Here is a 21,588-nt window from a genome sequence, read left to right on the forward strand (position 1 = left end):
GACAACCGGTCTTCCCCGTCACCCTCAGGCCTCGAATTCAGCCTGCAAGGCCGCCCTGACACAGTGCAGCACGCCCTCGCTGACGCGCCCGGAAAACCCCGGGGCAATCGCGGCGACACTGGGCAGCTGCCCTTCGCCGTCGAGAAAAGCCTCCTGAATCTCGCCGAGCAACGCTTCCGGCAGGTCCAGCGCCTGCTCCAGCGACAGCTGCTGGCGGGCGATGGCCTCGGCCATCAGGCTGTAGACATTCTTTTCCGTGCACTTCAGCTGGCTGGCGATCTGCGCCGGGGTCATGCCCGCGCGGGCCAGGCTGACCAGCTCGTGGCGCAGGTCAACCACGGCCACGGGTGCAGCATCGCCGGCCGCCAGCACGGCCAGGAAGGCCTCGCCATAGCGCTCCAGCTTGCGCGCGCCGACACCGCTGACCCGGGCCATTTCGGCCAGGCTGGCGGGCTGCTGGCGCAGCATGTCCAGCAGGGTCGAGTCGGGAAAGATCACGTAAGGCGGCACGCTGTGCTCTTCCGCCAGCTTGCGCCGCAGGCTGCGCAGGGCTTCCCACTGCACGCGCTCGTCGCTGCGTACCAGCTGGCTGGCACTGCTCGAGGAGACCTTCGGCAACTTGCTGACCAGGTCCCGGCGCAACTGCAGGCTGACTTCACCGCGCAGCAACGGCCGGCACTTCTCGCTCAGGCGCAGGCCGCCATAGCCCTCCAGATCGACATCCGCCAGCCCGCGCGCCACCAGCTGGCGAAACAGCGAGCGCCACTCCGCCTCGCCCAGCGCCTTGCCGACCCCAAACACCGTCAGGTGCTGATGGCCCATGGTGCGCACCCGCTCGTTGTCGCGGCCGAGCAGGATATCCAGCAGGTGTCCGACGCCGTAGCGCTGGCCACTGCGGAAGATCGCCGAGAGCGCCTGGCGCGCCGGCTCGGTGGCATCCCAGGTCTGCACCCCGTCGACACAGTTGTCGCAATTGCCGCAGGGCTGGGGCATTTCCTCGTCAAAATACGCCAGCAGGGCCTGCCGCCGGCAACGGATCTCCTCGCACAGCGCCAGCATGGCCTCCAGCTTGTGCTGCTCGACCCGCTTGTGCCGTTCATCGCCTTCGGAGTTGTTCAGCATCTGCTTGAGCATCACCACATCCTGCAGCCCGTAGGCCATCCAGGCATCGGCAGGCAGGCCGTCACGACCGGCACGGCCGGTTTCCTGGTAATAGGCTTCCAGGGACTTGGGCAGGTCGAGGTGGGCGACGAAGCGCACGTTGGACTTGTCGATGCCCATGCCGAAGGCAATGGTGGCAACCATGATCAGCCCCTCCTCATTGAGGAAGCGCTTCTGATGCTGGGCGCGCAGGTCATTGTTCAGCCCGGCGTGATAGGGCAAGGCCGGGTAGCCCTGCTCGGCGAGAAACGCCGCGACTTCCTCGACCTTCTTGCGCGACAGGCAGTAGACAATCCCGGCATCGCCCTTGCGGTCGGCGAGGAATGCCAGCAACTGCTTGCGCGGCTGCTCCTTGGGCACGATGCGGTAGAAGATGTTCGGCCGGTCGAAACTCGCCAGAAAGCGCTCGGCCTGTTCCAGGTGCAGGCGCTGGACGATCTCTTCGCGGGTGCGCAGGTCGGCCGTGGCGGTCAGCGCAATCCGCGGCACCGCCGGAAACAGTTCGGCCAGCTGGCCCAGTTGCAGGTATTCGGGACGGAAATCGTGCCCCCACTGCGACACGCAATGCGCCTCGTCGATGGCAAACAGGGCAATCTGCAGGCCCTGCAGAAAGGCCAGCATGCGCGGCTGCACCAGGCGTTCCGGGGCCAGGTAGAGCAGCTTGATCTCGCCGCGGCGAATCCGCTCGGCCACCTCGCGCTGCTGACCGGCATCCATCGTCGAGTTCAGCGCCGCCGCCGCCACGCCCAGTTCGTCGAGGGTCGCCACCTGGTCATCCATCAGCGCAATCAGCGGCGACACCACCACTGTCAGGCCTTCGCGCAGCAGCGCGGGCACCTGGAAGCACAGCGACTTGCCACCGCCGGTGGGCATCAGCACCAGCGCGTCACCACCTCGCGCCACCCGCTCGATGATGGCCGCCTGCTTGCCACGAAAGGCATCGTAGCCAAACACCGCCTTGAGAACTTTTTGAGCCTGATCGAGCATGACAACTCCGTTTGCAGGCTGCGCAGTATACGTCAGCGCCGCGCGTCCCGGCATTACGCTGATCGGCTTCTGGCTGGCCGCTGGTTCGCCGCAGCGGTCATCCGGACACTAGCGCGGCTCGAGGAAATCGCGCTGCTCGGCAAACGCCTGGTAATACTTGTTCAGGCTGTTCACGTACGTGACCGGCTGCAGGCCGAGCTGCTCGGCGGCAACCCGTTCCACCTGAAAGAACCACTGGTTGGCATTCAGCCCGCGACGCCGGGCTTCGGCGCGCATGGCCTGGACCCGTTGCGGGCCAAGGTTGTACGCGGCCAGGGTGAAGGCCAGGCGTTCGCGTTCGGCGATCTGCGGGTTGGCAAAGTTGCGCCGCAACCTGGCCAGGTACCTGGCGGCGGCCTGCACGTTGTTGTCCAGCTGCTGGATATTCGAAACACCCACCGAGCGCGCCGCTGCCGGAGTGATCTGCATCAGTCCGAGGGGGCCGCCCTTGCCGCGCGCGGCCGGATTCAGGCTGGACTCCTTGTACGCCAGCGCGGCCAGCAGCAGCCAGTCGAACTGCTGCGCGCCGGCATGCCGCTGCAATACCGGCCGGAGTTTTTCCAGGCGGCGCTGGTCGGCGGCCGACAGCGGGTTGCGCACCTTGTACTGGCCGCGATAGGCGCGCTGGAAGGCCGCATCGGCCGAGGCCGGCGGACTGTAGTTGCGCAGGAAGAAATTGGCGCTGGCGAGCAGGATTGGCGCCTCGCGCCGGACCATCCAGACCCAGTCGGACGACGTGTCGAGCACCAGCTGGCGGTCGATGCGCAGCCCCGGCAGCACCCTGGCCCAGCGCTCGGCCAGCGGCAGGTCAACCACCGCCAGCCGGTATATGCCTGCCGCCACCATCTCCAGCACGTCCTCGCTGGCCAGGCTGGAATCGGCCCATTCGATCATCAGCGGTGGTTGCCGCTGCTCGCGCAACTGCTGGTTGAGCCGCAGGATTGCCGGCAGCGCCGCACTCCCGGCCGGCAGAACCAGCATGCGCCCGGCGAGCTCTTCGACATGCTGATAGCGGCGCTGTCCCTGGCGCGTGACAACCACCATGGGCACCTGCGGGATGATCGGCTGGGTGGCCAGCAGATCGCCCACGGCGGACACATCCAGGGTTTCCCCGGGCACCAGCAGGTCGCCCTCGCCGCGCTGCATGGCCGCCAGCAGCTGTTCCTTGGGCAACGGGATGACCTTCAGCGTGACGGGCCGCGTGGTGCCACCGCGCGGCTGGTTGAGAAACTGCAGGAAGGCCTCCAGGCGCAGGTTCTCGCTGCCGGTCGGTTGCCCGCGTACGCTTGCATAGGTATTGCGACTCTGGTTGACCAGCACCCGCAACTCGCCGCTGTCGCGAATCTGCGCCAGGTCACGCGGCGCCTTGGCGGCAACCTGCGGTTCCACCGGGTCCGCCAGCCGGGCAGCGGCCGGCAGCGACAGGCAGAGCAAGGCAAGCAGTAACAGCAGTGGCCGCATGGCAATCCGCTCCGAAACAATGCGCTGACAACACAAGGATGGGCGCGCAGGGTCGCACAGCCATTGCCGGGTCACCAGCCCGGGGCGCCCGGATCATTGCGCAAGCCAATGTAATCATTGCTTTTTTGCACCAGCCAGCGGTTTGCTATGCTGCGCCTCCCGCCCGGCGAGAACCGACCATGCAGCTGATCGATATCGGCGTGAACCTGACGCACCCCAGCCTGGCCCGTGAGGCTGCGGCACTCCTCGAAAGAGCCTATGCCGCCGGCGTGGTGCAACTGATCCTGACCGGCACCGACCTGCAGGACAGCCGGCAGGCCCTGGAGCTGCGCGCCCAGCTGGATCCCGCCGGCCAGCGCCTGTTCAGCACCGCCGGCGTCCACCCGCACCAGGCCAGTGACTGGAACAGCAGCGTGGCCGCCGATCTGGGCGAGCTGCTCAGGCAGCCCGGGGTATGCGCCGTGGGCGAATGCGGGCTGGACTTCAACCGTGATTTCGCACCGCGCGCGCAGCAGGAAAAAGCCCTCGAGGCACAGCTGGAGCTGGCCGTCGAACTGGGCATGCCGGTGTTCCTGCATGAGCGCGATGCCAGCGCACGCCTGCTGGCGATCCTGCGGCCGTTCCGCGACCGCCTGCCGGCCGCCGTGGTGCACTGTTTCACCGGCGACAAGCCCGCCCTCTACGGCTACCTCGACCTGGACCTGCACATCGGCATCACCGGCTGGATCTGCGACGAGCGCCGCGGCACCCACCTGCACCCGCTGGTCGGACAGATCCCGCAAGGCCGCCTGCTGCTGGAAAGCGATGCGCCCTACCTGCTGCCGCGTACGCTGCGGCCGAAGCCGAAGAACGGGCAGAACGAGCCAGCCTATCTGCCGCTGGTCCTGCAGGAAGTGGCGCGGAATCGCGGCGAAACGCCCGCCCAACTGGCCGCGCATACGACAGCCTGTGCGCGGCAACTGTTCGTCCTGCCCGACCTGCCAGATCAACAGGGCACCGGGCAGCCATAGCCTCAGCCGAACACCACCACGGTTTGCCGGCTGATCGCCACCAGTTCGCCGGAAGGCGCCCACAACGACGCAGCAATGTGCCCGTAACCATCCTGGGCATGCTCGATCAGCGCGCGGTACTGGCACCAGTCGGCACTGTGCATGGCCGGTGCCGGCTGCATGAACTCGATGGTCCAGGTCAGCGAACTGCCCGGGGCAAAACTGCTCAGGTGCGGCAGCACCGCCGGCGGCCAGGCATCCACCAGGGCCAGCAGATGGGCCTCGCTCAACACCTCGTCGAGTGACTCGTCGCGCAGGCGCACCCAGCCGCTCATTTCCCGCGACGGATTGTTGCTGAAGGGCATGCCACCGACTGCCCAGCGCATCGCCAGGTGCTGGATCAGCTCGGGAGTCAGGCCCTTGAGGTAAGGCAGTTCCGGGCATTCGGCGACGGGCCTGATCTGCGGGGCGCGCTCGCCGGTGACGCTGATCTGCGAGGTCCGCGCCGCCCCAAAGCTGCCCTGTACCAGCGCGGCAATCTGGCCATCCTGCACGGCGCGGCCGAGCACCTGGCTGACGGCACGCCCTTCGCGCAGCACCTCGGCTTCGAAACTCACCGGTACCTCCGGCGCCACCGGGCCGACGAAGGTGATCGCCAGCGAGCGCAGCGGCCGGCCATCTGGCACCCGCAGGCGCATGGCTTCATAGACCAGTGCGGCGACCAGACCGCCAAAGCTCGCGCGGCCATTGGCCCAACTGGCGGGGATGAGCACCTGCGCCGGATTGGCGTGCAGTGCTTGCAGCAATTGGGGAAAAGTCATTGGCGGCTCCCGTGCAGTCAGGCCGCCGATGATAAGGGATGCCTGGACCTTTGCGGCCGGAATCGCGGCAGAATAAGCCGGGGAAATAACCAGCTATCCGCCTGGCGGTTCAGCCTTGCTGGCGCGAGAAACGCTGCAGCAGGCTTGCCGCGCGGTTCGCCGCGGCCTCTGCATGCGCCTGCCAGGCGGCGCGGCAGCACTCGAGGCGGGCATCCTGGCGGATGCTGCCAAGCCAGTGCTGGCAGTCATTCCAGTCGCCCAGAGCCTGCTGCATCTCTTGCAGCAGCTTCTGCTGGTCCGAGCTGAGCCGGCTCAACCCGGGGTAGACCGCACAACCATAGCGCAGTCGTTTGACCCGCAGGCGCAAGGCATGCAGGTCATCCCCCGCAGCGTGCAGGGAGCGCGGCAGCTTGCGCAGGTCGCGGCGGAACTGGCGGCGGATGCGCTGGCGCAGGCCGCGCAGGTAGCCTTCACGACCCGCCAGGCGCCATATCCGTGGAAAACCATCGAGCAGTTCGAGCAGCTGCGCCAGCTCGGGGCAACCCAGCAGTTGCTCGATTGCCGGCTGCAGCCCCTGCCTGCGCTCGGCTGCAGCGGCGGACAAACCCTGCCGCTCAAGCTCGGCGACGAACACCTGCAGCTCGCGCAGCGCGTTGCTGCGCCGGCCCAGCGCGGCAGCCGCCGGTTCCAGCAGATCGATCAGCGGCAACCCGCGCAACGGGCGCAGCAGGCTGCGCAGGGTCCGCAGGCAGATCCGCTGGTCATGCAGCGCTTCGGCATCACTGGCATCGGCCAGCCGCGCATGGCAGCTGCGCAGACGGATATCCAGCATCTCGATGCGTACCAGCAGGGTCTCGGCAAAGCGCTTCATGGTTGCTCCGGAGGTCGCGTGAAGCGCCACGGCAGGGCCCGGCGCAACGCACGCAGGGCCTGGCGCAACAGCAACAGATCGGCCTGTTGCCCAGCATAGTACTGGGCTTCCCAGCGGCACAGAAAATCCTCGATCAGCGCAGCCTGGGCCGGCAGCTGGCGTGCGGCGCGCGCCGCGAAGTCGCGCGGCCCCTCGCCGGTGGCACGGCGCAGGCCGTGCCGGGCCAGCAAGTGCTCGAAGCGCCGGAACTGCCGCTGCTGCGGTGCACGACGGCCCCGCCAGGGCTTGAACAACCACAGCCCCAGCAGGCCGAGCAGCGCCCCGCCGCCACCGACCAGAGCGATGGCCAGGCGCCCGGCGCGCACCTCGCCGAACCAGCGCCGCAGCAGATCCACCTGCGCAGCGGACTGGTAGCCCAGTACCCAGCGCTGCCAGCCGTAATTGATGCTGTCCCAGCCCATGCGCAGGTTGTTCAGCCAGGCCAGGTGCCGGTAGCGCAATGGCGAAAACGGCGAGTCCTCGAGAAAACTGCCCTCGCCGCGCAAGGCCTCTTCCAGACCCTGCTCGATCCGCTCGGGTGCCACCTGGAAGGTTGGATCGACGCTCTGCCAGCCCGTGCCAGGCTGCCAGTATTCGACCCAGGCATGCGCATCGAACTGGTGCACCGAGATATAGTTGCCCGCCGGATTGACCTCTCCGCCCTGGTATCCCGCCACCAGCCGCGCCGGGATGCCGGCCGCCCGCAGCAGGTAGGTCATGGCCCCGGCGTAGTGCGCGCAGAAGCCGCTGCGCGTGTCGAACAGAAAGCCGTCCACGCTGTCGCGCCCGACAGGCGGCGGCCGCAACGTGTAGAAGAATGGCTGGCGATTGAAGTGTTGCAGCACTGCCTGCACCAGCGCAGCGGTCTGCGGATGTTGCTGGTGCAATTCGGCTGCCCAGGCCCGCGTACGCGGATCGCCGCTGGCCGGCAGGCGCAGGTTGCGCTGCAGGCTGGCGGCAGTCGCCTCAGGCTCGCGCACGGCCTGCGGCCACGACTCGACCTGATACAACAGGCTGCGCTCGACCGGTACCGCCGCCTGCAGGCTGAAATCGCTCAACTGCCGCGCGCCGGGCAAGTCGGTCTGGGCCACGTCCAGGCCGAACAGCCACTGCCGCTCGCTCGGCTGCATGACCAGGCTGTAGCGCCAGGGCTCGCCCTGCGGCTGCCATGCCGGCCGGGGCGCCAGCGTAGCGGCCGGGGACTGCGACCAGCGCCGGCCATCGAAACGTTCCATGGTCAGCGCGCGCCAGTAGAGTTGGCCGCGCGCCGGCAGCGGACCGTTGAAGCTGGCACGGAAGACCAGCGCGGCGGAACGACTCAGCTCGGCGATATCGCCCGGCGCCATGCTGTCGGAGAGCCCCGACACGCCCCTGCCGTTCAGCGAGGGCATGCTCCACAACGGCTCGATCCGCGGGAAAAACACGAACAGCAGCAGCATCAGCGGCAACGCCTGCAGCAGCATGCCCGCCGCCAGGCGCAGGGTGGCCAGCGGCTGCTCGGCGAACAGCGACTGCTGCAGCCCGATCAGCGCGGCCAGCAGGGCACACACGGGCAACAGGCTGTAGGCCGCCAGCAGCATGCTGTCATCGAACAGGTAGGCGGTGACCACGGTAAAGAAGCCGAGGAAGATCAGCACCAGCGCATCCCGCCGGCTGCGCATCTCCACCAGCTTGAGAATGAAGGCGGCGACCAGCAGGGCCGTGCCGGCTTCCACACCGATCAGGCTGCCACGCGAAAAGAACACGCCAAACCCGGCCAGCAGCATCAGCAGGGCCTTGACCCAGGCATTCGGGTAACCGGCGCGCATGCGAAAAACCTGCAGGCGCCAGCCGGCGCAGAACAGCCACAGGCCGATGATCCAGGGCGGCAGATGGCCCAGGTGCGGGATGATCACCAGCACTTGGGCGACCAGCAGCCAGATCAGGCTGATCCGCGGAATCGGCTGCAGGCTGCTCATGCCGGCAAGCCGTGCAACGCCAGCGCCTGCAAACAGGCATCGCGGTGGGCCACCCCGCTGTCGAGGGCAATTTCCCGGCCGGGCAGGCGCAGGCCGAAGGGCTGCTGGCTTTCGCTGAGCCGCAGCACCCAGTAGCAGAGCAGTGACAGGCGGGTTTCCACATCGCCCTCCAGCGCCTGCAGGTCGAGCCAGCGTTCGCGACCGGCCAGGCTGACGAAGTCTTTCACCAGCAGCCCCTGGCCGCGGGAAAACGCCTTCCAGTGCAGGCGCGTCTGCGCATCGCCGGGCTGAAAGCTGCGCAGCCCCTGAAAATCATCGGCACCCTGGGCGCTGGCGCGGGCACCTGCATCTTCCAGCGCAGCGCCGCCGCCGGCGCTGAAGGGCAAGGCGCCCGGCAGCGGCTGCGGATAGACCAGCGCCGCCTGCTCCAGATCGACCCAGCTCCAGGCCATCAGCAAGCCCAGGGGAAACTGGCTTTCGACGCGCAGGCGCTGCGGACGCAACCAGCCGCGCCGGTTGGCCGGGAGATTCAGCGCGCACTCGGCGATGCCTTGCGCAGGCACATCCAGCAGCTGCGCCGGCGCCGGTGGCCAGCCGAGCGCCAGGGCCTGATGCGGATGCTCTGCAGCCAGCAGGCGGATGCGGAACGCCGCCTGCTCGCCGGCAAACACCGGCGCGCACCCACCGGCCTGCAGGGTCAGGCCGGCCAGATTGCGGTAGGTGTGCAGAATGGCCACGACAAACACCGCGAGCAGAAAGAAGGTCAGGCCGTAGGCCAGGCTGTTCTGGTAATTGATCCCGACCAGCAGCATCAGCGCCAGCGCACCACCAAAGGCGGCGCCGCTGCGACTGGGAATGATGAAGATGCGCCGCTGATCCAGACGCACACTGGTCGCTGGCGGAATGCGCCGGTGCAGCCAGCGTTGCCAGCGCGACCGGTACCAGTTGACCAGGCTCAAAGCACCGGCACCTCGCGCAGCAGCCACTGCACCAGCGAACCGGCATCATGCCCGGTCGGATCGGTCCGCTCGCGCAGGCGATGGCCTACCACGGCAGGCAGTACGGCCTGCACATCTTCGGGAATCACGTAATCCCGTCCGGCCAGCAGCGCCCAGGCCCGCGCCGCCGCCAGCAGCGCCAGGCTGGCGCGCGGCGACAGGCCCCAGGCAAACTGCGCCTGGCTGCGCGTGGCCTCAACCAGACGCAGCACATACTCGAGCAAGGCATCGCTGGCGCGAATGTTCGGCACCGCGGCCTGCAGCGCGGCCAGCGCCGCATGATCGAGCACCGGTTGCAGTTGCGGCAGCAGCTCGCGACGCGCCTGCCCCTGCAGCAGGGCCTTCTCGGCGAGCCGCGCCGGATAACCAAGCGACAGGCGCATCAGAAAGCGGTCCAGTTGCGACTCCGGCAGGGCGAAGGTACCGCCCTGGCTGACCGGATTCTGCGTGGCGATCACGAAGAACGGCTGCGGCAGCGGCCGGGTAGCACCCTCGATGGTCACCTGCCCTTCCTCCATGGCCTCAAGCAGCGCGCTCTGGCTCTTCGGGGTGGCGCGATTGATCTCGTCGGCCAGCACCAGTTCGGCAAAGATCGGCCCAGGATGAAAGACGAACTGGCTGGTATCGCGATTGAACACCGAGGTACCGAGAATGTCGCCGGGCAACAGGTCGGAAGTGAACTGGATGCGCTGGTAACTCAGCCCCAGCACCCTAGCCAGCGCGTGACTGAGGGTGGTCTTGCCCATCCCCGGCAGGTCTTCGATCAGCAGGTGGCCACGCGCCAGCAGGCAGGTCAGCGCCAGGCGGACCTGCGGCTCCTTGCCGAGCACGACACGGTTCACTGCCTGCAGGCAGTCTTCCAAAGGCTTGAGCATCCGCGGTCTCCTTGATTGGACTGCCGATGCTACTGGGCTTGGCGCAGCGCGCATAGCCGCCGGCTCGCTTTGCCGGCCAGCGAAACGCCGACCTATACTTTAAGCGCATTTTCCTAACCGAGGAGTGGCAACCATGCGCGCAATGCAAACAATCAAACTACTGGGCGGCCTGCTGGTACTGGGCGGGCTGGCGGGTTGCCAGAGCAACCAGCAATTTCTGGAGCAGAATCAGGCTGCCGCGATGAAGACCACCATGGCCCGTGCGGCATTCGACCTGAACTGCCCGGATGCCCAGTCAACCCTGATTTCCAGCAAGGTCAGCCAGCCCCTCTCGGCGTGGGGTTACGAGCGCACCGAATACACCATTGGCGTGCGCGGCTGCGGCAAGCAGGCGGTCTATATCACCTGGTGCCTGAATCCGGACACCTGCAACGCGATCAACGATTCCAACTCGGCGCTGACCAACCCCTGAGAGCTGGCAGGCAATCGCGGCTGCAGGGGACCGTCAACGCCCGGCGCGGGACTCACTGATGTAGAAACGCGCCTTCTTGGCTGAATCCAGGCAGCCACCATAGGATTCCATTGCCTGGTCGGCCTTGGCCGCCGTCAGAAACACCAGCGCCTGCGAATAACTGACTCCACCGGCCATGCCTTCCGCCTTGGCCACATCCAGCTCCTTCCAGGCCGTGCTCAACTCGCTGTCGCAGGCACTCTTGCCCGAGCCGCTGCTGGCGCATCCAGCGAGCAACAGCAGGCTGCCCAGGGTAACCATGATGACTTTGTTCATTGCTTGCGCTCCGTTTCTGAATGTTCTGAAATGCCTCTGGCCCTGGCCCCGTGGGCGATCCAGTCGTTGATCAGGCTGAAGGCCACCGCCAGCAGTACCGGGCCAAGGAACAGGCCCATGAAACCGAACGCCAGCAAGCCGCCGAACACACCGAACAGCACCACCACCAGCGGCAGGTTGCCGCCACGACTGATCAGGTAGGGCTTGAGAATATTGTCCACGCCGCTGACGACAAAGGTACCCCACGCCGCCAGGAAGATCGCCAGGCCGTAGCTGCCATGGTAGGCGAGCCAGGCGCAGATAGGTATCCACAACAGTGGCGGCCCCATCGGAATCAGACTCAGGCCGAAGGTCAGGATGCCCAGCAGCACCGCGCCGGGGACACCGACGATGAGAAAGCCGATCAGCGCCAGGATCGCTTGTGCGGCGGCCGTACCGATCACCCCGTTGACCACCCGCTGCACGGTACCGGCGATCAGCTGCCGGTAGTGCGCCGCCCGCTCGCCAATCAGTCGTTCCAGCGCATGCTCGAAGAGCAGGGCCAACCGCGGACCATCGCGGTAGAAGAAGAACACCAGCACCAGGCTGAGCACCAGCTCGATCACCCCGCCACCAATCTGCGCACTGCGCGCCAGCACCCAGTTGCCCATCTCGCCCAGATAGGGCTTGAGCCCGGCAAACAGGGCGGCGCCCTGCTGGTCGATGCTGATCCAGATCTCGCTCAGGCGCTGGCCCACCAGCGGCAAGCCGGGCAGCCAGGCCGGCGGTGGTGGCAAGCCGTCGGCCTGCAGGCTTCTGAGCAGTTCCTCGGCATCCCGTACATGGCTGGCCAGGTTGAAGCCCAGCCAGGTCAGCGGCACCGCCACCAGCAGCATCCAGCCAGCAGTCAGGAGCGCCGCCGCCGCCGTTTCGCGGCCATTCAGCCAGCGCGTCAGCAGGCGCATCAGCGGCCAGCTGGCGAAAGCCAGCACCGCCGCCCAGAACAGCGCCGACCAGAATGGCGCCAACACCCACAGGCTGGCGGCCAGCAGGCCGAGCATGAGAATCTGCACCAGCAGGCGATCGTTATCCACAGACGGAACTCCCGGGCTTACCGCTCAGTAAGGCGTTTATCGCCGAATCTCCAGTTGCAAGCCAGCCGCAGTACTGTCACCCGGCAGCAGGCGACTCGCATTTATGCCCTGACCCAGCAATGCCTCGCGCCAAGCTGCGGCGCCTGCACCGCTGAGGGTTACCGGCAAGGTGCTGTCCAGCTTGAGGGTGCGCGCCAGGACCTCGACCCAGCGGGCATCCGGCACCTGCGGCAGGCCGGGCAGGCGCAACACTGCGCTGCTCTTCAGCTCGCGCAGCAGGGTGGCCGGCGTCGGCAGCAGCTCGGCAATCGAGCTGCTCGAGTCGAGTTGTTCGACGTGCAGGTAGGCGCGGCGGTTGCCCCGGGTAATCCCGTACAGCGCCAGCAGGCTGTTGTGCCGTGGCGACGCCAGGCGCACCAGCAGATAGGCTTGCTGGTCGTCCGGGCCATAGAGTTGCGCGTTGCCGAAGATCGCGTTGGCCCACTGGCTGCTGGAGCCACAATCGCGCCCCTCGCACCAGTACAAGGGCTCGGCGCCTCCGGCCAGCAAGGCCTTGCGCGCCGCGCTGAAGGCCTCCGAGGCCGCGTGCCCGGCAGGCAACTGATAGGTCAAGGCGGTCAACAGGCCGGCGACCTCGACCGGCTGCTCGATCCGCAGCTGGTTGCTGATGCGGCGGATCGCGCTTTGCGGGTAGGTGCGTTCTGCGTCGGGGGTGCTGACCGAGTAGACGATCTGCGCATGGGGGAAGCGCGGCAGGACCGGCAAATCCTGGCTGCCAGGCTGATCGGCGGCCAGCACCAGGTTGCTGAACAACAGCAGACTGATAAGCAGTTTGGTCATTTTGGCGACTATCGGGTCAATATGCTTTGGGCGCTTTTCAGGACCTGCTCGGGAGCCGGGTCACGCTGCGGAACCAGCAGCCCGCGCTGCACCGCCGGGCGCTCGCCGACCAGCCGCAGCCAGCGTTGCAGATGTTCCAGGCCATCCACCTCGACACCCGCCCACGCATGGATGCGCACCCACGGATAGCTGGCGATATCGGCAATGCTGTAGTCCCCGGCCAGGTATTCGACCTCACCCAGGCGGGTGTCCAGCACTTCGTAGAGACGGCGGGTTTCATGCTGGTAGCGGGCAATCGGGCCTGGCAGCTTTTCCGGGTAATAGCGGAAGAACACGTTGGCCTGGCCCTGCATCGGTCCGATGCCACCCATCTGGAACATCAGCCACTGGATCACGCGGGAGCGGCCCTTGGGGTCCTGTGGCAGCAGCTGGCCGGTCTTTTCGGCCAGATAGATCAGAATGGCGCCGGATTCGAACACGGCAAAATCGTCATTGTCCCGGTCGACGATGGCCGGAATCCGCCCATTGGGATTGATCTTCAGGTACGCCGGGGCCTTCTGTTCCTGCTTGTCGAAGGACAAGACATGCGCCGCGTAGGGCAGGTTCAGCTCTTCCAGCAGGATGGATACCTTGTGGCCATTGGGGGTGGCGGCGGTGTACAGGTCGATCATGGTCAAGCTCCTCTGAGGCTGCCCAGACTCCGCAGATCACCAGGGCAAGTCAAGCGCCGGCAAAGAACGGATTGAAACAGTCTGCGACAGCCTGCGCCCCCGCCTCGTCATCCAGATGCAGGTGATGCCCGCCAGCGCGGGTGTGCACCTGAAATGGCAAGCCTTGCAGCAGGGCTTGAATGCCCGGCTCGTGCGCCAGCATGCCCTGCTCGGCAAGGACCAGGCTGACCGGGCAGCGAATCTGCTGCAGAAAGGCCTGGGCATGCGCTCGGGTCAGGCGGATCGGCGAGGCCAGCGTCAGGCGGCTGTCGCTGCGCCAAGTATAGCCGCCGGCAACCGGCATCAGTCCGCGCTGCGCCAGCCGCTCGGCGGCCTCGCGGGTGACCGAACCGACGCCCTTCATGCGCGCGGCCACGGCCTGCTCGACCTCGGCGTACACCGGCTTTTTCTTGCCCGCCAGAGCCAGTTGCGCGCGCAGGGCCTCACCGAGCTTTACCGGGGCCTGCTCGGCCTCGCCGGTGTAGGGCGTCAGGCCATCGATCAGCGCCAGCCGCTCGACCCGCTCGGGCATCGCGGCGGCCAGCAGCACCGCGACGATCGCGCCCATCGAATGGCCCAGCAGGGAAAACCGCTCCCAACCCATGGCCTGCGCCACCAGCAGCACATCCAGCCCGTTGTCCCAGAGCAGGTAGCTGGCGCCGGCCGGCCGATGCGCCGAATAGCCATGCCCGGCGAAATCCAGCGCCAGGATGCGCAAGCCCGGCAACAGGGGCGCCAGCCGGCTGAACGTCGCCGCATTGTCCAGCCAGCCATGCAGGGCAATCACCGGCTGCCCGTCTTCAGGACCGTACAGGTGCGCAGCCATTTCGATATGCGGCAGATTCAAGCGGATCTCTTCAACCTGGACAGTCATGACTTCTCCTGCGCGGCGCCCTGGCCCCAGCGCTGTATCAGTGAAAGCAGCAACTCGGCGGTGGCCTGCGGTTGCTCCAGCGGAAACATGTGGCCGCCCGCCACGGTCAGATACTCGCCCTGTGGCAGGCGCCTGACCTGCCTGGCATGGTACGGCCTGACCACCCGGCTGTGGCGCCCGCGCACCAGGGCCAGCGGCAACTGCAGTTGCTGCGGACGGCCCGGGCTGGCATGTGGTGCATTGCGATAGATGCTGACTTCCACCGCCGGATCGAAGCGCAGGCGCAGGTCGCTACCGGCGGGCACCAGCGCGTGCTCGACATAGGCATCCAGGCAAGCGGGATCGAAATAGCGAAACAGGGATTTCCCGGCAAAGTAATCGCGAGCCTCGCGGCGATCGGTAAAGCGTTCGCGCCGCCCCAGGGTACGCCCGGCCGGAGTGATGCGGTCCATCAGCTCGAAGCGCTTGGCCATGCGCAGCAACAGGCACTCGGCCCAGCCGAGCAGGGGCGAGTCGAGCAGCACCAGGCCGCGATACAGTTGCGGCTGGCGTAGCGCCGCATGGTAGTGCAGCACACCGCCCAGCGAATGCCCGACACCCCAGACCGGCCCGTCGAGCTGCTGCAGGTGATGAATCAGCTCATCGACCAGGCTTTCCCAGTTTTCCCCCACCGGAAAGCGCGGGTCATGGGCGTGCTGCACCAGCGAATGAATCCGGTAGCCGGGCTGCAGCGCGCTGAACAGCTTGCTGTAGGTCGCCGAGGGAAAGCCGTTGGCGTGGGCAAAGAAAATCGCTTGCGACATGTCCGTCCAGAATCTGCAGTTGCCGGGAAAAGCCGCAGCGAACCAGCCCGCACGGCAGTGAGGCTGTCAGCCGAGCGCTGGCGCGTTCTCGCCCAGCGGCACCACCGCCACGGTCAGCCGCGAGATGCAACTGGTCTTGCCGTCCTCGCCACTCAGGCGGATATCCCAGACGTGCGTGGTGCGCCCCAGATGCACCGGTCGGGCCACGGCAGTGACCCGGCCACTGCGCAGGCCACGCAGGTGGTTGGCATTGACCTCCAGACCGACGCAGTAAAACCGCGCGGTATCGATACACAGCGCGCTGGCCATCGAGCCCAGTGACTCGGCCAGCACCACCGAGGCACCGCCATGCAGCAAGCCATACGGCTGATGCGTGCGCGCATCGACCGGCATGCTGGCGCTGACCGAGTCATCGGTGAACGCCTCGAAGCGAATATCCAGCAGCTCCGAAATGGTGTTCTTCTGCATTGCATTGACCCGTTGCAGGTCGGGTGTTTCACGCCATATCGCCATCAGTCAGTCCTGTTCATGCCAGAGCACTGCATCGCAGCGCTGCAGCCAATCCTCGAAGTGCGCGCCGTAGGCGCTCTCGATCACCGCGCGCTTGATCTTCAGGGTGGGGGTCAGGAAGCCATTCTCAACCGCCCAGACATCCTTGACCAGCACGACCCCGCGGATCTGCTCATGTTTGTCCAGTTCGCCGTTGATCCGTGTCACCAGCGCCTTGAGGTTGGCTTCAAGTTCGGCACGTCCATTATTGGCCGCCGCTGCCCGTGCCGTGGCCGACAGCACGCAGATCGCCAGGGGTTGCACCATGCCCTCGCCGACCACGCAGATCTGCTCCAGGCGGGTATCCACGGCCATGCGATTTTCAATCGGCGCCGGCGCGACGAACTTGCCCTTGCTGGTCTTGAAGATTTCCTTGATGCGCCCGGTCAGGCGCAGATTGCCTTCCTCGTCCTGCTCACCCTTGTCACCGGTGCGCAGCGCGCCATCCAGCGTGAGTGCCTCGGCGGTCTTTTCCGGCTCCTTGAAATAGCCCTGCATGGTCGCCTCGCTGCGCACCAGCACTTCGCCTTCGGCACTGATGCGCACCTCGACGCCGGGACAATTCTGGCCGATCCAGCCCGGCTTGACCTTGCCCGGCCGGCACACGTGGGAGTAACCGCAGTTCTCGGTCATGCCATACACCTCGAGCAATTCGAGGCCCAGCCGGCGGTACCAGTCGAATAGCGCCGGCGGTGTCGGTGCAGCGCCGGACAGGGCGAAACGCACTGCGTCCAGACCAAGACCGGCAAGCACCTTGCGCCCGACCAGGCGCCCGATCACGGGCAGACTCAGGAGGAAATCCAGGCGCCTGGCGGGCATCTTCGCCAGCACGCCCATCTGGAACTTGGTCCAGATCCGCGGTACCGCGAACAGCACGGTGGGCCTGGCCCGGCGGATATCCTCGACAAAGGTGTCCAGGCTGTCAGCAAAGAAGATTTCCAGCCCGCCGTACAGCGAGGACATCTCGACAAAGCTGCGCTCCGCCACGTGGCACAGCGGCAGGTAGGACAGCACCCGGTCGGTTTCCTGAACGGCAAACATCTCCCGGCCGTTGCTGGCGGCAAAGGCGAAGTTGCTGAAATTGTGCATGACGCCTTTCGGCATGCCGGTGGTGCCGGAGGTATAGATGATGGTGGCCAACTGATCGGCGGCCGGCAGCGGATTGTCACGGATCGGCGTGGAGGCCTGCAGGTCGCTCCAGAGCAGATCGAACTTGCCTTCCGGGCGCAGCGGCAAACCCACGCAAGGCACGCCATCGGGGATCCCCGGAGCCATCGCCGGCCAGTCATCCAGCTTGCCGATGAAGGCTACCCGGGCCTCGGAATGCTGCATGATCTGGCGAACCGACTCGGCGGTCAGGTTGGGGTACAGCGGGACCGACACCATGCCGGCCATCCAGATGGCCAGATCGGCGATGATCCAGTGCGCGCAGTTCTTCGAAATGATGGCAACGCGGCTGCCCTGCTCGATATCGAGGCCTCGCAGCCAGTTGGCGGCGCGGCGTGCCTGCTCGCCCACCTCGGACCAGCTGAGCTCCTCGATGCTGCCATCGGCAAGCGGCTGAACCATGTAGCGCTTGTTCGGATGACGCGCCTCGCGCTCGTAGAAAACTTCCAGCGGCAACTGATATGCACTCAAACCACACCTCCCCATCCGACACTGTATTTGCCAACCAAGCACTTGCTTGGTCAACTATTCCACAGACGATTGGTCGAGGCAAGGCAGCGGCGACATTCAGCGGCTGGATAGCAGAATTACCGTGGGCTGAACTGCCCGCACAGCCGCATGCCACCCGCCAGAGGCAGTTCCCCCTCCAGTTCGGCAAGGCCGGCAGTCACCATCGGCAGCGGTTGCTGGCGGTGACCATGCTCCAACCTGCCAGCCAGCTCGCCAACCAGCGGCTGGTGACTGACCAGCAGGATATCGCTTTCGGGACGTGCCGCCAGTTGCGCCAGCACCTCGCGCACACTGCTGTCCGGGGTCAGCCAGGGCACGATTTCCACGGCCGGGGCGTTCGCCAGCGCCTCGTGCACCAGTTCGGCCGTCTGCCGTGCACGGATGTACGGGCTGCAGAGGATGGCCTGCAAAGGCTGGCCAATCAGCCGGGCAGCACTGTGCAGGACTTCCTGCCGGCCATGCGCGGTCAAGCAGCGCTGTGCATCACTGCTGGCATGTGCTTCGGCCTGGCCGTGCCGCAGCAACCAGAGTTTCATGGCCCTGGCGTCCGCGCCGCAGCCTCTGGCGCAGCGGGTGGCTGCGGCGCCGGCCAATCGGCAAACGGCCAGGGCTTTTCCTCGCTGTTGAAGGAGCCGAAGCGGCCAATCTGCGCCAGGTACTGGCTCAGGCTGTCACCAAACTCCAGCAGCGCGGGATTGGGCGCGCCCTGGAAAATGCGGCAGCACAGCTGCCCAATCACCACCATGGCCAGCAGAATTTCGGCAACCTGCCAGGCCAGCGTGAAGGCCAGCATCCAGACCATCCGCAGCACCAGCGACTCGCGCTCCAGCAGTTCATTGACATCACGCATGGGTAACTACTCCGGTGAAAAAAGCATCAGAACCCGCTGGTGGAGATGAAGTCGACATCCGTCTTCGGTTCGCCGCGCATCAGCGCCCCGATCACCTGCTCGAGCGTCCTGCCCTCGAACAGGATCGCATGCAGGCCGGCCACCAGTGGCATATAGACCTCCAGCTGCTCGGCACGCGCCTTGAGCACCTTGATCGTGTTGACCCCCTCGGCCACCTCGCCCAACCGGCTGACCGCCTCTTCCAGACTGAGTCCTTCGCCTAGCGCATAACCCACCTGATAGTTGCGGCTTTTCGGCGATGAGCAGGTAACGATCAGATCGCCCACCCCGGACAGGCCGAGAAAGGTCATCGGATTGGCCCCCAGCTTGACGGCAAAGCGGGTCATCTCGGCCAATGCCCGGGTGATCAGCATGCTGCGGGTGTTCTCGCCCATCCCCAGTGCCGCGGCCATGCCGGCCATGATGGCGTAGACATTCTTCAGCGCGCCACCCAGTTCCACGCCAAACCGGTCGCTACTGGCGTAGACCCGGAACGTGCGGCCGTGCAGCACCCGCTGGACTTCCCGGCACAGCTCTTCGTCCTCACTGGCCACCACCGTGGCGGTCAGGGCATGTTCGGCAATCTCGCGTGCCAGGTTGGGGCCGGAGATGACCCCGATACGCGCCTGCGGTGCGATATCCCGCAGAATCTCGCTCATCAGCTTGAAGGTGTTGGCCTCGATACCCTTGGTGGTACTGACCAGCAACTTGCCCGCGAGCTGGCTGGCGAATGGCTGCAGGGCCGCGCGCAGGGCCGTCGACGGCAGGGCAACGAAGATCAGCGTGCTTTCGGCAATGGTTTTCCCCAGGTCGCAGACCGGTTCCACCAGCTCGTGGATCTTCACGCCCTTGAGGTAGCGCGGATTCTCCCGATTCTGCCGAATTGACGCCGCCTGTTGCGGATCGCGCATCCACAGCCTGACCACCTGGCCATTCTCGGCCAGCAGATTGGCGATGGCGCTGCCGAAACTTCCACCACCGAGTACCGCAACGGGTTGCCTTGTTGTCATGTTTTATCCGAAGTGTTCTAAGCGCATTGGAGTAAGCACATTATAGGGACGATGCAGGCGAGAACCAGCACTCGCCTGCCGCATTTGCCTTGCCTGGCAACCGGCTGCAGGCCAGCTGGCCTGAAACAAATTTTGCCCGGTCAGCCGCGCCGGCACAGGGCAAATGCTCGCCGATGAGTGCTAAAGTAGCCAGGGCAACTGCGTAGACAAGCACCATTGATTGACTGTGACTCGCGGGGCGCAGCCTCTGTCCAAGCACAGGTTGGCAGCAGAAGCCGCCTAACTGCCCGGCACAAGCTGGCCAGATTCAATACCGCAGCCCTCCTCCGAGGGGTGCAGAGGAGTACGAATGAGCAGACAAAACGCCTACAACCGGGAAGACCTCCTTCGCTGCAGTCGCGGCGAGCTTTTTGGCCCTGGCAATGCACAGCTTCCAGCACCCAACATGCTGATGATCGACCGGATTGCCCATATCAGCGATACGGGCGGCAAGTTTGGCAAGGGCGAAATCGTCGCGGAACTCGATATCAATCCCGATCTGTGGTTTTTTGGCTGCCATTTCATCGGCGACCCGGTCATGCCGGGCTGCCTCGGCCTCGATGCCATGTGGCAGCTGGTCGGCTTCTACCTGGGCTGGCAGGGCAATCCTGGAAAAGGCCGCGCACTGGGTTCGGGTGAAGTTAAATTCTTCGGCCAGATCCTGCCAACCGCCAAGAAGATCACCTATAACATCCACATCAAGCGCACCATCAACCGTTCGCTGATTCTCGGCATCGCCGATGGCACCGTGAGTGTCGATGGCCGTGAAATCTACAGCGCCGAAGGCCTGCGAGTCGGCCTTTTCACCTCTACTGACAGCTTCTGAAGGACCTCACTATGCGTCGCGTCGTGATTACCGGTATCGGCATTGTTTCCTGCCTTGGCAATGACAAGGAAAGCGTCTCTGCAAGCTTGCGCGCCTGTCGCCCAGGCATCCGCTTCAATCCGTCCTACGCCGAGATGGGGCTGCGCAGCCAGGTGTCCGGCTCGGTCGATCTCAACCTCGAAGAGCTGATTGATCGCAAGGTCTATCGCTTCATGGGCAATGCGGCGGCTTATGCCTATCTGGCCATGCAGCAGGCAATCACCGATGCTGGTCTGTCCCTCGAGGAAATCTCCGATCCGCGCGTCGGGCTGGTCGCCGGATCCGGTGGCGCCTCGACGATCAATCAGCTGGAGTCGTTTGACATCCTGCGCGAAAAGGGCGTCAAGCGGGTCGGACCGTACCGCGTACCGCGCACCATGAGCAGCACCGTCTCGGCCTGCCTGGCGACCCCGTTCAAGATCAAGGGCGTCAACTACTCCATCTCCTCGGCCTGTGCCACCAGCGCGCACTGTATCGGGCATGCGATGGAACAGATCCAGATGGGCAAGCAGGACGTGGTGTTTGCCGGCGGTGGCGAGGAGGAGCACTGGAGCCAGAGCTTCCTGTTCGACGCCATGGGCGCACTTTCCACCCAGTACAACGACACGCCAGAAAAAGCCTCCCGCGCTTACGATGCCAATCGCGATGGCTTCGTGATTGCCGGTGGCGGTGGCATGGTGGTGGTCGAGGAACTGGAACACGCACTCAAGCGCGGCGCCAAGATCTACGCAGAAATTGTCGGCTACGGCGCAACTTCCGATGGCTACGACATGGTGGCCCCGAGTGGTGAAGGCGCGATTCGCTGCATGCAGCAAGCGTTGGCAACCGTCACCACACCGATCGACTACCTGAACACCCACGGCACATCCACCCCGGTTGGCGATGCCGCCGAAGCACGGGCTGTGCGTGAAGTGTTTGGCGACAAGGCGCCGATGATCAGCTCGACCAAGAGCCTCTCCGGACACTCTCTGGGCGCTGCCGGCGCACACGAAGCGATCTATTGCATGCTGATGATGGAAGGCAACTTTGTCACCGGCTCGGCAAATATCGAAACACTGGATCCGGAAGTCGCCGACCTGCCGATTCTTCGCGAAACCCGCGAGAATGTAACCCTCGACACGGTGATGTCGAACAGCTTCGGCTTTGGCGGCACCAACGCCACCCTGGTCCTGAAGCGCTGGAAAGGCTGATGGCTTGAGCGTGGAATGAATAACGGCGCCCCTGGGCGCCGTTATTCATTCCGGGTCGGCCGGAAAGCTCCGGCACTCGCCAG

General features: G+C 65.7%; 22 protein-coding genes. 4 read left to right on the forward strand and 18 right to left on the reverse strand.

All coding sequences use genetic code 11. From position 1 onward, the window contains the following. Positions 1–24: 24 nt before the first annotated feature. Complete coding sequence (gene recQ, locus ISX93_RS05170; RefSeq protein ID WP_195777634.1) at positions 25–2,148, reverse strand: DNA helicase RecQ; 2,124 nt, start codon at positions 2,146–2,148, stop codon at positions 25–27. 108 nt (positions 2,149–2,256) lie between these two features. Continuing rightward, positions 2,257–3,648, reverse strand: a complete 1,392-nt coding sequence (locus ISX93_RS05175; protein WP_195777635.1) for a transglycosylase SLT domain-containing protein — start codon at positions 3,646–3,648, stop codon at positions 2,257–2,259. Between the two features lie 179 nt (positions 3,649–3,827). Between ISX93_RS05175 and ISX93_RS05180 the strand changes: the two genes are divergently transcribed. Beyond that, positions 3,828–4,658, forward strand: coding sequence for a TatD family hydrolase (locus ISX93_RS05180; protein ID WP_195777636.1), 831 nt, complete (start codon positions 3,828–3,830; stop codon positions 4,656–4,658). 2 nt (positions 4,659–4,660) lie between these two features. Here ISX93_RS05180 and ISX93_RS05185 read toward each other — a convergent pair whose 3' ends face one another. The 5 genes from ISX93_RS05185 to ISX93_RS05205 form a co-directional block, all read right to left on the reverse strand. Next, complete coding sequence (locus tag ISX93_RS05185) at positions 4,661–5,458, reverse strand: acyl-CoA thioesterase (RefSeq protein ID WP_195777637.1); 798 nt, start codon at positions 5,456–5,458, stop codon at positions 4,661–4,663. Between the two features lie 109 nt (positions 5,459–5,567). After that, positions 5,568–6,329: a CHAD domain-containing protein gene (locus tag ISX93_RS05190; RefSeq protein ID WP_195777638.1), complete on the reverse strand. Its 762-nt coding sequence runs from the start codon at positions 6,327–6,329 to the stop codon at positions 5,568–5,570. Next, entirely contained in the window at positions 6,326–8,326 is a 2,001-nt protein-coding gene (locus tag ISX93_RS05195; protein ID WP_195777639.1) for a transglutaminase TgpA family protein, read from the reverse strand. The genes ISX93_RS05190 and ISX93_RS05195 overlap by 4 nt, the downstream gene beginning before the upstream one ends. Then, complete coding sequence (locus ISX93_RS05200) at positions 8,323–9,285, reverse strand: DUF58 domain-containing protein (protein WP_374987649.1); 963 nt, start codon at positions 9,283–9,285, stop codon at positions 8,323–8,325. The genes ISX93_RS05195 and ISX93_RS05200 overlap by 4 nt, the downstream gene beginning before the upstream one ends. After that, a complete protein-coding gene (locus tag ISX93_RS05205) occupies positions 9,282–10,199 on the reverse strand; it encodes an AAA family ATPase (RefSeq protein WP_195777641.1) in 918 nt (305 codons plus the stop codon). Before ISX93_RS05205 ends, ISX93_RS05200 begins: the two co-directional genes overlap by 4 nt. Positions 10,200–10,332: 133 nt before the next feature. On the opposite strand from ISX93_RS05205, the gene ISX93_RS05210 reads away from it, so the two are divergent. Beyond that, positions 10,333–10,671 (forward strand): hypothetical protein, encoded by a 339-nt coding sequence (locus ISX93_RS05210; protein ID WP_195777642.1) that lies wholly within the window; start codon positions 10,333–10,335, stop codon positions 10,669–10,671. Between the two features lie 33 nt (positions 10,672–10,704). Here the strand turns inward: ISX93_RS05210 and ISX93_RS05215 are convergent, their stop codons facing one another. The 11 genes from ISX93_RS05215 to ISX93_RS05265 form a co-directional block, all read right to left on the reverse strand. Further along, positions 10,705–10,971 carry a hypothetical protein gene (locus ISX93_RS05215; RefSeq protein ID WP_229732071.1) on the reverse strand — a complete coding sequence of 89 codons (267 nt, stop codon included), beginning with the start codon at positions 10,969–10,971 and terminating at the stop codon, positions 10,705–10,707. A gap of 11 nt (positions 10,972–10,982) precedes the next feature. Next, the gene (locus ISX93_RS05220; protein WP_195777708.1) at positions 10,983–12,026 is read right to left on the reverse strand and encodes an AI-2E family transporter; all 1,044 of its coding nucleotides are present in this window, start codon (positions 12,024–12,026) and stop codon (positions 10,983–10,985) included. Positions 12,027–12,095: 69 nt separating this feature from the next. Next, on the reverse strand, positions 12,096–12,899 hold the full coding sequence (locus ISX93_RS05225) for a DUF4892 domain-containing protein (protein WP_195777644.1): 804 nt from the start codon (positions 12,897–12,899) through the stop codon (positions 12,096–12,098). 8 nt (positions 12,900–12,907) lie between these two features. After that, complete coding sequence (locus tag ISX93_RS05230; protein WP_195777645.1) at positions 12,908–13,570, reverse strand: glutathione S-transferase family protein; 663 nt, start codon at positions 13,568–13,570, stop codon at positions 12,908–12,910. Between the two features lie 49 nt (positions 13,571–13,619). Further along, entirely contained in the window at positions 13,620–14,483 is an 864-nt protein-coding gene (locus ISX93_RS05235; protein ID WP_195777646.1) for an alpha/beta fold hydrolase, read from the reverse strand. After that, positions 14,480–15,286, reverse strand: a complete 807-nt coding sequence (locus tag ISX93_RS05240) for an alpha/beta fold hydrolase (RefSeq protein ID WP_195777647.1) — start codon at positions 15,284–15,286, stop codon at positions 14,480–14,482. Before ISX93_RS05240 ends, ISX93_RS05235 begins: the two co-directional genes overlap by 4 nt. A 66-nt stretch (positions 15,287–15,352) precedes the next feature. Then, positions 15,353–15,799, reverse strand: coding sequence for a hotdog fold thioesterase (locus tag ISX93_RS05245; protein ID WP_195777648.1), 447 nt, complete (start codon positions 15,797–15,799; stop codon positions 15,353–15,355). Between the two features lie 3 nt (positions 15,800–15,802). Then, positions 15,803–17,473: an AMP-binding protein gene (locus tag ISX93_RS05250; protein ID WP_258166940.1), complete on the reverse strand. Its 1,671-nt coding sequence runs from the start codon at positions 17,471–17,473 to the stop codon at positions 15,803–15,805. Between the two features lie 116 nt (positions 17,474–17,589). Further along, positions 17,590–18,048 (reverse strand): phosphohistidine phosphatase SixA, encoded by a 459-nt coding sequence (gene sixA / locus ISX93_RS05255; protein ID WP_195777650.1) that lies wholly within the window; start codon positions 18,046–18,048, stop codon positions 17,590–17,592. Further along, positions 18,045–18,362 (reverse strand): DUF4389 domain-containing protein, encoded by a 318-nt coding sequence (locus ISX93_RS05260; protein ID WP_195777651.1) that lies wholly within the window; start codon positions 18,360–18,362, stop codon positions 18,045–18,047. The genes sixA and ISX93_RS05260 overlap by 4 nt, the downstream gene beginning before the upstream one ends. 26 nt (positions 18,363–18,388) lie before the next feature. Then, entirely contained in the window at positions 18,389–19,411 is a 1,023-nt protein-coding gene (locus ISX93_RS05265; RefSeq protein ID WP_195777652.1) for an NAD(P)H-dependent glycerol-3-phosphate dehydrogenase, read from the reverse strand. 349 nt (positions 19,412–19,760) lie between these two features. On the opposite strand from ISX93_RS05265, the gene fabA reads away from it, so the two are divergent. Further along, complete coding sequence (fabA, locus tag ISX93_RS05270; RefSeq protein ID WP_195777653.1) at positions 19,761–20,276, forward strand: 3-hydroxyacyl-[acyl-carrier-protein] dehydratase FabA; 516 nt, start codon at positions 19,761–19,763, stop codon at positions 20,274–20,276. Positions 20,277–20,287: 11 nt separating this feature from the next. After that, positions 20,288–21,505 (forward strand): beta-ketoacyl-ACP synthase I, encoded by a 1,218-nt coding sequence (gene fabB, locus ISX93_RS05275; RefSeq protein WP_195777654.1) that lies wholly within the window; start codon positions 20,288–20,290, stop codon positions 21,503–21,505. Positions 21,506–21,588: the final 83 nt, after the last annotated feature.

Source organism: Pseudomonas sp. N040, assembly GCF_015637705.1.
GTDB lineage: Bacteria > Pseudomonadota > Gammaproteobacteria > Pseudomonadales > Pseudomonadaceae > Aquipseudomonas.